At 51.1% G+C, this 10,513-nt stretch carries 12 protein-coding genes and 2 pseudogenes; all 14 read left to right on the top strand.

Features of this window, described 5'->3' with window-relative positions; genetic code table 11:
• A partial coding sequence (locus tag B3797_RS13760) for a VENN motif pre-toxin domain-containing protein (protein ID WP_311791361.1) occupies window positions 1-2,008 on the top strand: 2,008 nt, incomplete at its 5' end.
• On the top strand, window positions 2,005-2,370 hold the full coding sequence (locus B3797_RS13755; RefSeq protein WP_311791360.1) for a DUF596 domain-containing protein: 366 nt from the start codon (window positions 2,005-2,007) through the stop codon (window positions 2,368-2,370). The genes B3797_RS13760 and B3797_RS13755, both read left to right, overlap by 4 nt.
• A gap of 45 nt (window positions 2,371-2,415) precedes the next feature.
• Window positions 2,416-2,562: a VENN motif pre-toxin domain-containing protein gene (locus B3797_RS19625; RefSeq protein WP_414693085.1), complete on the top strand. Its 147-nt coding sequence runs from the start codon at window positions 2,416-2,418 to the stop codon at window positions 2,560-2,562.
• Window positions 2,563-2,802: 240 nt separating this feature from the next.
• A pseudogene (locus tag B3797_RS13750) lies at window positions 2,803-3,831 on the top strand (VENN motif pre-toxin domain-containing protein); the annotation flags it as partial.
• Between the two features lie 732 nt (window positions 3,832-4,563).
• Window positions 4,564-4,863, top strand: coding sequence for an Imm40 family immunity protein (gene imm40, locus B3797_RS13745; protein WP_311791359.1), 300 nt, complete (start codon window positions 4,564-4,566; stop codon window positions 4,861-4,863).
• 22 nt (window positions 4,864-4,885) lie between these two features.
• Window positions 4,886-6,367: pseudogene (locus tag B3797_RS13740) on the top strand (hemagglutinin repeat-containing protein); the annotation flags it as partial.
• Window positions 6,368-7,131: 764 nt separating this feature from the next.
• Window positions 7,132-7,608, top strand: coding sequence for a hypothetical protein (locus B3797_RS13735; RefSeq protein WP_311791358.1), 477 nt, complete (start codon window positions 7,132-7,134; stop codon window positions 7,606-7,608).
• 198 nt (window positions 7,609-7,806) lie between these two features.
• Window positions 7,807-8,025 carry a DUF4258 domain-containing protein gene (locus tag B3797_RS13730; RefSeq protein WP_311791357.1) on the top strand — a complete coding sequence of 73 codons (219 nt, stop codon included), beginning with the start codon at window positions 7,807-7,809 and terminating at the stop codon, window positions 8,023-8,025.
• On the top strand, window positions 8,012-8,308 hold the full coding sequence (locus B3797_RS13725; protein WP_311791356.1) for a hypothetical protein: 297 nt from the start codon (window positions 8,012-8,014) through the stop codon (window positions 8,306-8,308). The genes B3797_RS13730 and B3797_RS13725 overlap by 14 nt, the downstream gene beginning before the upstream one ends.
• A 104-nt stretch (window positions 8,309-8,412) precedes the next feature.
• Complete coding sequence (locus B3797_RS13720; RefSeq protein WP_311791355.1) at window positions 8,413-8,682, top strand: hypothetical protein; 270 nt, start codon at window positions 8,413-8,415, stop codon at window positions 8,680-8,682.
• A 56-nt stretch (window positions 8,683-8,738) separates the two neighbouring features.
• On the top strand, window positions 8,739-8,978 hold the full coding sequence (locus tag B3797_RS13715) for a hypothetical protein (RefSeq protein ID WP_311791354.1): 240 nt from the start codon (window positions 8,739-8,741) through the stop codon (window positions 8,976-8,978).
• Window positions 8,900-9,478: a hypothetical protein gene (locus tag B3797_RS13710; protein WP_311791353.1), complete on the top strand. Its 579-nt coding sequence runs from the start codon at window positions 8,900-8,902 to the stop codon at window positions 9,476-9,478. Before B3797_RS13715 ends, B3797_RS13710 begins: the two co-directional genes overlap by 79 nt.
• A 55-nt stretch (window positions 9,479-9,533) precedes the next feature.
• Window positions 9,534-9,734 (top strand): hypothetical protein, encoded by a 201-nt coding sequence (locus B3797_RS13705; protein WP_390904801.1) that lies wholly within the window; start codon window positions 9,534-9,536, stop codon window positions 9,732-9,734.
• A gap of 236 nt (window positions 9,735-9,970) precedes the next feature.
• Window positions 9,971-10,282, top strand: a complete 312-nt coding sequence (gene imm45 / locus B3797_RS13700) for an Imm45 family immunity protein (protein ID WP_271152773.1) — start codon at window positions 9,971-9,973, stop codon at window positions 10,280-10,282.
• The last annotated feature ends 231 nt before the right edge of the window (window positions 10,283-10,513 follow it).

Raw genomic sequence — 10,513 nt, 5'->3', positions numbered from 1 at the left:
GGACGGGGCGGTTATCGGCTCCACCGCCTCGGCGGATAAAAACCGGCTGGAGACGGGCACGCTGGGGTTCAGCGACATTGAGAACCGGGCGGACTACAAGGTAGAGCACCAGAGCGCGGGCATCAGCACCGGCGGAAGCATTGGCAGTCAGTTTGCCGGAAACATGGCGAACGGGCTGCTGGTGGGAGCCAACCACAGCGGCAGCGACAGCTCGACGACGAAGGCGGCGGTGAGCGAGGGGGCGATAGTTATCCGCGACCAGGCCAGCCAGGCCCAGGACGTGAACGGGCTGAGCCGGGACGTTGAGCACGCGAACCAGACGCTCTCCCCGATATTCGACAAGGAAAAAGAACAAAACCGGCTGCAGGAGGCGCAGCTGATAGGGGAGATTGGGAACCAGGCGGCGGATATTGTCAGAACCCAGGGGCAGATAGCGGCGACAAAAGCCGCAAACGACCGGATGAAGAGCGTTACGCCGGACCAGCTGAAGGCGGCGGAAGCCGAATGGCGGGCGGCACATCCGGACAAAGAGCCGAAGGCGAGCGACATCAGCGGCCAGGTCTATCAGACCTTCTATAACGAGGCGTTTAACGCGAGCGGGTTAGGCACCGGCAGCGCCATCCAGCAGGGCATTCAGGCGGCGACGGCGGCGATACAGGGCCTGGCGGGTGGCAATATCGGTCAGGCGGTCAGCGGGGCGGCGGCACCGTATCTGGCGGAACAAATCCACGTGCTGACGGAAGGGAACGAGGAAGCGAAAGCGATAGCCCATGCGGTGGTGGGTGCGGTGACGGCGTATGCGTCGGGTAACTCAGCGCTGGCGGGTGCCGCGGGTGCGGTGACCGGAGAGCTGATGGGTCAGCTGGTAATGAACCAGCTTTATCCGGGCAAAGAGGTCAGCGAGCTGACGGAAACGGAGAAGCAGACCATCAGCGCACTGGGCACGCTGGCGGCGGGACTGGCAGGCGGCCTGGCGGGAGACAGCACGGCGGATGCGGTGTCCGGGGCACAGGCGGGGAAAAACTCGCTGGTCAATAATTATCTGAGCAGCACGGAGAAGAGCCGTCAGACGGAGCTGAACCACAGGCAGAACCTGACACCACAGGAGCAGCAGGAGCGTGATGCGCTGAATCGTAAGGATGCGGAAACCAGTAAAGCCCTGGTGAATGCCTGCATGAGCGGCAGTGCAGCGGCCTGTAGTGCAGCCCGTCAGGATGCACTGGATAAGCAGAGCACGTATCAGAACTTGGGTTACCAGAATCTGAAGGAAACACAGGCGGGCTATCAGCAGATCCAGCAGTTACTGAACGGCACCAGCACGGAAGCGAGGCAGACGCAGGAGCTGTTTAACGGCATGGTGGCGGCGTATGTGCGCAGTGGTATGAGCGAGGATGCAGCCAGGACAGCGGTAGGCTATCAGCTCGGTGCGATGTATATAGCCGGAGGAATAGCGGGTATTGGTGCTGGTAAAGCGGTTGATGAAGGCCTAACGCCAGGAGTAAAACAGGGCAATAATGCTCTTGTTGATGCAGAGAAAGCAGCTCTAGAGAAAATTGGGCATAACTCGCAAAACAGCTCAAAATTAGATGCGAAACCTTCAGGCACAGTATTGCAGCAGCAGGCAGAGAAAAAAATTGATGATCTTGCTTCTCAGTTTAATAATCCCAGCATACATCCAAAAGACTTCCAGTTAAGTATTAATGGTAAAACGATGGTTACAGAGCCAGAAACAAGCATCGGGGCACCGGTGTTTAAAGGTGCAACCGATGCTGATGTTATAACCTACTTTAAACAACTCACTGGTTCAGAAAAAATGCCAGAAACTAAGGTCATTCCGGGTAAAGGAGAGATTTATTCGGTCAAAGTGACAGAAGGGCCTAACGCAGGAAGTACTATAACATTGAGGAATTTCTCAACATCAGCGCAACAAACTGGTGCTAAATGGACAATCGATTTAATGACCCCATCAATAAATAATGGTCGCCGGGTGGAGGTTAAGTTTAAATGAAAGGTATCAATGAAATATGTGAGAACGTCAATAAAAGTGCCTATGGTTTATCAATGGGCACAATATGGCAACATATAAGCATTGAATGCGCTGATCAGCCTGATAACTATTTATACAGGAAAGATGTTTTTTTCTATTTTCTAAGGAATTTACTAGCATGTGGAAAAATTAAGCTTGCAGCGAACGGGAGCTTTTTATGCGACTCAATTGAACAACAAATAGGGAAATTGCAAGCAGCTTGGCCTCCATATCCATCTAATGAAGAAGATGATGATTTAGATGAATATGGCATGTGGTTTTTAGTCAAATGTCCAGCTGGAGTTGTCTGGCTAACTCCAGACGGGAAAGAAATATGGACCTAAAAATTTTCCGGCCTCTGGGCCGGAGATTTTTGCTTGTTTTCTGCCGTGCCTGCGTACAGTTTTACCTCTCAACTACGGGGAAGGGACAGCTCGGCGGATGCGGTGGCCGGGGCGCAGGCGGGGGAAAACTCGCTGGTCAATAACTTCCTGAGTCAGGGAAGCGCCCAGAAATATACCGATAAGTATAAATAATGTAATGGAAATTCTGGCTGTGAGCAGAATATCCGCAAGGATATGGCTGAAAGAATCAGCGGAGAACATTCAGAAGGTAAAATCATGCTGGAACGCGGGAGACACAGCCTGCGTGGCGCAGATGCGTACCCAGATTGAACTGAACGAAAGGCTTACACGGCGTTGCGTGTTCAGGACGACTTGGCGGGCCGGGTCTATGAAGATTCGGCAAAGTGGTATGCTGACATCATAGACAACTTTATCGGCTCCACCGCCGCGGCGGACAAAAACCGGCTGGAGACGGGCACGCTGGGGTTCAGCGACATTGAGAACCGGGCGGACTACAAGGTAGAGCACCAGAGCGCGGGCATCAGCACCGGCGGAAGCATTGGCGGTCAGTTTGCCGGGAACATGGCGAACGGGCTGCTGGTGGGGGCGAACCACAGCGGCAGCGACAGCTCGACCACGAAGGCGGCGGTGAGCGAGGGCGCGATAGTTATCCGCGACCAGGCCAGCCAGGCCCAGGACTTGAGCGGGCTGAGCCGGGACGTTGAGCACGCGAACCAGACGCTCTCCCCGATATTCGACAAGGAAAAAGAGCAAAACCGGCTGCAGGAGGCGCAGCTGATAGGGGAGATTGGGAACCAGGCGGCGGATATTGTCAGAACCCAGGGGCAGATAGCGGCGACAAAAGCCGCAAACGAGCGGATGAAGAGCGTTACGCCGGACCAGCTGAAGGCGGCGGAAGCTGAATGGCGGGCGGCACATCCGGACAAAGAGCCGAAGGCGGGCGACATCAGCGGCCAGGTCTATCAGAACTTCTATAACGAGGCGTTTAACGCGAGCGGGTTAGGCACCGGCAGCACCATCCAGCAGGGCATTCAGGCAGCCACGGCAGCGGTGCAGGGCCTGGCGGGCGGCAATATCGGTCAGGCGGCCAGCGGTGCGGCGGCGCCTTACCTGGCTGAGATCATCAAACAAACCGCACCGGATGAAGCTAGCCGCATCATGGCACATGCCGCCGTAGCCGGTGTGATAGCGGCGGCGCAGGGCAACTCAGCGCTGTCCGGCGCGGCCGGCGCAGCGACCACGGCGGCAATGGGGGAAGCCATCAAGAATGCGCTGTATGGCAATGTGCCGGTAAGCCAGCTAAGCGAGGAGCAGAAGCAGACGCTGGTCGCGCTGGGCACGGTTGCTGCAAGCCTCGCGGGCGGCCTTACCGGAAACAGTACGGCAGATGCTGTCGCGGGCGCGCAGGCAGGACAGAACGAAGTCAGCAATAATATGATGAGCATGGGCATGCTGGAGCTGATGAAGGCTAAGGCGGTGCTGGACTCAGCGGCAATGGCCGAAGCGGGCAAAGGTGGCGCTAACGAGCAGGCAGCGCTGGCGCTGACCAAAGCCGTTAAGCAGGGTCTTGATGCAGCCTGTTTGCAAAGTGCAAGCTGTGTACTGATGGCGGTGGTTGCAGCGCAGCAACACACTGACGGAGCAGGCAGTAAAACTGAAACCGTGCCGGTGAATGACGATCTGACGGGCGGAAAACTGGTTAACCCGGCACAGGATGAAAGCAAAGGGACCTCATTGATCACGCCGGATCAGGCTGGCAGTAATAGTCCCATTATTACTATATCTCCTGAAACTCAGCCGGGAAAAAATGACGGAATATTTATTAATCCAAAACCAGTTGAAAATATTGGCACCGGTTATATCTCGGAGTCATCTGACAAAAATACCTCTATTAGTGCTGGTGACTTCTTTAAAGGGACTACCTATACAGATAAAGTCAAACAGCAAGCTTCCTCTGGCGATTTTCACTCGTTCCCAGAATCTGTAGATAGTTATGCAGAGCAAGGCAAAATATCAGTAATTAAAGGCGGCGACGGAGTCGAACGTTTAAAACTAGAAATAACGGGAAGCTATCGTGGAAAAGAAGGTGTATTCGAGTACATTCGTGAACCAAATGGGGCCATTAATCATCGCCTCTTTGTCCCTAAAAAATAGATAAGAGTGGTTAATGTTATGATTGGTAAAATATTAGAGCTTTATTCTCGCTGTGGGAAAAGTCTGTTAAATAATGGGCTTCATGATGCTGTATTACCTTTATCTGTGGTAAATGAGGCTTTAGTTCTATTTGCAGAGGCCAAATGGTTAGTGCTTGGAGGCGATGTTTATCTGTATGAAAACAATGAAATGAGAAATTTCTATGCCGACTGGTATTGTAATCTTACGTCTTCTTCCGAAAGCTGTGATTACGCTAAAGAACATCTAGGTACATTAAGTAATGAGAACATTTATGTCTCATTCACAATAAAAAACTGACAATATCCCGGGTAGCCGAGCCGGGATACAGTCCTCTGCCTCCACGCAGCGCAGCGAGCAGCGCACCGCCCAGGGCAGCAGCCTGACGGCGGGAGATAACCTGAGCGTGGTGGCGCGGGGCAGCGGAGTGCAAGGCGCTGACGGCGACCTGATGGTGCAGGGCAGCCAGCTGCAGGCCGGCAAGGACGTGCTGCTGTCGGCGAACCGGGACCTCAGCCTGCTTTCGGCGGAGAACACCTCGTCGCTGGAGGGCAAAAACGAGAGCCACGGCGGCACCCTTGGCGTGGGCGTCGGGGTCGGCCAGGGCGGCTGGGGCTTCAACATTTCCGCCAGCGTCAACAAGAGCAGGGGCAGCGAGCAGGGCAGCGGCGTCACCCATACGGAGACCCAGGTGAGCGCGGGGAACCAGGTGATGATGGTGAGCGGGCGCGACACCCTGCTTCAGGGCGCGCAGGTGAGCGGGGAGAGGGTGAAGGCGGACGTGGGCCGCAACCTGACGCTGGCGAGCGAGCAGGACAGCGACCGCTACGACTCGAAGCAGCAGAGCGTCAGCGCGGGGGGCAGCTTTAACATCGGCTCGATGACCGGCTCGGCGAGCCTGAGCGCCTCGCGGGACAAAATGCACAGCAACTGGCAGAGCGTGGAGGAGCAGACCGGCATCTTTGCGGGCAAGGGTGGGTTTGACGTCACGGTCGGGGAGCACACGCAGCTGGACGGGGCGGTTATCGGCTCGACGGCGGACGCCAGCCTCAATAAGCTGGAGACGGGTACGCTCGGGTTCAGCGACATCGAGAACCGGGCGGATTACAAAGTAGAGCACCAGAGCGCGGGTATCAGCACCGGCGGAAGCATTGGCAGTCAGTTTGCCGGAAACATGGCGAACGGGCTGCTGGTGGGGGCGAACCACAGCGGCAGCGACAGCTCGACCACGAAGGCGGCGGAAGCCGAATGGCGGGCGGCACATCCGGACAAAGAGCCGAAGGCGGGCGACATCAGCGGCCAGGTCTATCAGACCTTCTATAACGAGGCGTTTAACGCAAGCGGGTTAGGCACCGGCAGCGCCATCCAGCAGGGCATTCAGGCGGCGACGGCGGCGATACAGGGCCTGGCGGGCGGCAATATCGGTCAGGCGGTCAGCGGGGCGGCAGCACCTTACCTGGCGGAAGTCATTCACGACATGACCACCACGAAGGACGCAAACGGCAACGACGTGGTGAACGTCCAGGCGAACCTGATGGCCCACGCGGTGGTGGGCGCGGTGACGGCCTACGCGGCGGGCAACAGCGCGGTCGCGGGGGCCTCGGGCGCGGCGATGGGCGAGTATATCGCGCAGCAGATGTATCCGGGGGTCAAACGCGAGGACCTGACGGAGGAGCAGCGTCAGACGATAAGCACGCTGGGGACGCTGGCGGCAGGGCTGGCGGGCGGGGTGACCGGGGACAGTACGGCGGGTGCGGTGGCGGGTGCGCAGGCCGGGAAGAATGCGGTTGAGAATAACTCGCTGTCTGACCTTACCGATGCGCTGGCTGCGGGTAAGACATCGCAGCAGGTGGCTAAAGAGCGCGTTGAAGAGGAAAATGAACGTTATAAGAAAGAAAACTGTGCCGGAATGAGCGCGGAAGCGTGCTCGGTGAAGGTGTACAATCAGCGGCGGGAAGAGCTGAAGGATATCTTATCAACGGGTGCGGATTTTGTGCCTGTAGTTGGGGACATTAAGGGCTTCGCTGAAGCGCAGTCAGCGATAGATTACCTGGCTGCGGCTGTGGGCCTGATACCGGGAGCGGGCGATGCCGCCGGTAAGGTGATAAAGGCAGCCGAAAAAGCGCTGGCTAAGGGTGATGTGGCTGAAGCATCGAAGCTAATTAATCAGGCCAGTTCTGAAATTTCTGGGCATCTTCCAAGTCCTGGAAAAATATCCTTACCCTCTTCAGGGATTGGAGCTAACGCTAAATTTTCAGTTACTAATGCACAGCTTGGGAAAAAACTTGGAAAACATGTTGAAGATTTTGGTGGAAGTCCATCGAATCCTTCTGACAGGAAGCGAGTTTTAGATATTATAAATGATATAGGTTCTAACCCAGATAAGGTTATTCCAGGGAAATTTGCGGGGCAAGGTGCGGGAGCAGGCGCTAGCCGTGGAGATGTATTCTTTAGAATAAAAGGAAATGACGTTGTTGTTACTAAGCCAGATGGCAGTTTTATTACTATCTTAAAAGACGGTGTGAAAAATAACACCTCAGTAAAGAACGCACTTGATGGGGCGCCACAATGAAAATAATTAACGAAGCATTAAAAAAATGTATAAGTGATTTGCATGGATTAAAATTAGAACATGTCTTTGCTCTCATATATGTCCTAGAGGCCCCGGATCTAGAATCACCACAACAAATACAATTTGTTTTTTCCTCTGAATGTAAATCTTTAGGTTTTCGGTGTGGGCACGATGGCGCATCACTTGAGGTATTTAATTCTCCCTTGCAAGAAAATGATTTGGGAGAATATGGTAAGGAAGTGATCATGGAACTGTCAGGTTTGGATGCTTTCAGATCGTATATAGGAAAGAGGTTTTTGAATTTTCATTTTGTTTTTTCTGGGGTGGAAAAGACTAATATTGGCGTAAAGCTAGAATTTGAGGGGGGTGACATTATAATTTTAAATATTGGCGATGAGATGGTTTTTTCTAATTCCCTGGCACCAGACTTCGAGCGAGAGGAGAGTATTAGCTACGTTTACATGCCACGTTAAAAAATGATTCCTTGGCAAGTTTTATAACTGCTCTTGGCAAATATCAAAGAACTGAAAAATGTTAATAATCTTGTAGCAAAGGCTAAATGCGGTAAAAATACCGATGCCATTAATAAAAAAGAGTTAGCTTTAAAAGAACATGGAATATGACGGCCTTTCGTAATTTGATAGGAAACATCTTATCAGCCTGTCAGGAACTTGCCTGGTTCGATCAAGAAGAGAGAATACTCAGAACATGCATTAGACAGAATGCCGGATCGAGGAATATCCCCTTCTGTTGTCGAAAATACTATCAGAAACGGGAAAACAACTCCCAGACGAGGCGGAACTACTGTCCATTACGATCCCGAAAGTAAGCTTTCTGTAGTGACAAATGAGTCAGAAAAAGTGGTGACTGTTAAATATGGCGACAAATAAGAAAAATACTATTTATGAATATGGGATTAACTCACTAAGTGATATTGCAAGCTTTGCAAGATTCGTTAATTACTCGGAAAAACTTTTTCAGTTAGATGAACTGTTCGAAAGTGTTGAAGACAAGAAAAACTATGAGCAAACATGGTTTGAACTGGAAATAATTAACGCACTTGCTTTATCTCAGTGGGAAACAGAAGGACGACCTACGGACTGGAGCAATCAGTGGAATTTGACTTATAAGCAAGATGCCGCAGATGTCATGAGTAAATTACTTCATCTTTGAAGTAAGGTTAAATTTCTACTTTAAAAGAGTTAATGGTGTTCCTCGCACAATGTTCAAACCGAACCCAGCAGATCACGGGTTTAAAACAAATATGGATTATTTTAATGCACAATAATAGTAAATTGTATGTATGTCGAGTCTGTGGTGCTGTTCAATCAGATCCACCTTGGGGGATAACTGGTAACGATGCAAGCTTCAATATATGTGATTGCTGTGGAGTTGAATTTGGTTATGAAGATTCTACCTTAGCAGGATTAAAGCGTTATCGAGAAAAATGGTTGTCTGGAGGAGCAAAGTGGAATAATCCGAAGCTTAAACCAAGCGGGTGGTCAGTAGATGAACAGCTTAATAATATCCCGTCTGAATATCGCTAACAGGCGGCACAAAAGCGGAGAATAACTTTTTATCAGCTACAAAAAATGAAAGGCTGATGAAGGCTCTTGACGATCAGAAAGTTGAGAATAACTCGCTGTCTGACCTTACCGATGCGCTGGCTGCGGGTAAGACATCGCAGCAGGTGGCTAAAGAGCGCGTTGAAGAAGAAAATGAACGTTATAAGAAAGAAAACTGTGCCGGAATGAGCGCGGAAGCGTGCTCGGTGAAGATGTACAATCAGCGGCGGGAAGAGCTGAAGGATATCTTATCAAGGGTGCGGATTTTGTGCCTGTAGTTGGGGACATTAAGGGCTTCGCTGAAGCGCAGTCAGCGATAGATTACCTGGCTGCGGCTGGGGGCCTGATACCGGGAGCGGGCGATGCCGCCGGTAAGGTGATAAAGGCAGCAGAAAAAGCGCTGGCCAAAGGGGATGTGGCTGAAGCATCGAAGCTAATTAATGAAGCCAGTAGTAATATTCATGCCGCTAGTTCTTTACAAGGAGCCAAACTCAAAGAATATTACAGGCAAGCTGAAAAATATAGTCAAGGCAGTATTAAAGAACTTAATGACGGACGCTTCCGTTTTTACGGAACAACAACTCCAGGTAAAACTAGCGGGGAAATGGCTGGGACAAGGTTAGTAAGAGAATGGGATCCTAAAACTGGTCAAACACGAACATGGTATGAAACTGTGGATCATTCTGGAAACGTTAGAAGCGTTGCACCAAAACCAGTAACAGGTGATAAAAACCATCGCATCTTTGATAAAGACGGCAACTACCAAGGCCGAAGATAGAATGGAAGAGAAAAAACCGATAAAAACAGAACTTCAAGAAAAGATCATTAAGCTGATCTCTGGCGAAGTGAGCCGAAAAAACGTCTCTGAGTGGGCGTTTTCAATTATTGATGATGATCATGTGCGTATTGATGATCAGGCTGTTTGGAAAATATTACAATGCTTAGGAGCTGCCGACTTATTAGCAACGGATCGAGATTTTTTATACCAAAAAGAAGATTTTGAAGATTGGTTAGCAGAACTTAGTTCGCCTTAATCCTTATCATCAAGCTGGAATCCTTTAACTACCATGCTTCAGCCACCTATTCCATACGGTGGCTAACGGAGATATTTATAGAGGATCAAACGGCAATTTATGTGCACTTGATACTCAGCATGGGCGATTTGAGGCTGTCAGCCCGAAAGGTAAGCGTTTGGGCGACCTTGATTTTTCTATGCAAAAAATCCCTAACAGCATAGATAAGTCAGGCGGTCATGATTTGAAGGTGAATAATGAAACTTATTAATTATAAAAATAAATCTATCAAGAGAGGAACTGTCTTTAGGTTACCTGCTGTTTGGCCATATGAAGAATGGGTTGATTTTATGGTCATAGATTTATTTGAAACTCATGGCTTAGTTGTATCTTCTGGTCATAAAGCTGGCCTGATTTTAATATCTTTACCAATCGAAAGTGCGTCAGTCGAAGGTAGAGCATTAAGTACAGAATGGATTATTACCAATTGGGCTAAATGGATATATCCAGAATGTAATATTGAAGATGTTCACATCCTTGATAAATATGTAGCAACTCCCATTACGTAAACCAACATCCCGGCCATAAGGCTGGGATCTTATTACCCGCCGCTAACTCTTCAGCTAGCCGGACGACCATCTGGCCCGGAGTGGTGATAACTTCGATCTTCTGACTGGTATTAAAGCCCAGCCGCTTACGCGGCGGGTAACAGCGTGGTCGAGGGTGCCTCAGGCGCGGCGATGGGCGATTATATCGCGCAGCAGATGTATCCGGGGGTGAAACGCGAGGACCTGACGGAG

Source organism: Pantoea sp. UBA5923 (assembly GCF_002431095.1).
GTDB classification, from domain to species: domain Bacteria; phylum Pseudomonadota; class Gammaproteobacteria; order Enterobacterales; family Enterobacteriaceae; genus Pantoea; species Pantoea piersonii.
The sequence above is the reverse complement of the archived record's forward strand: the minus strand, read 5'-3'. Positions and strand labels throughout refer to the sequence as shown.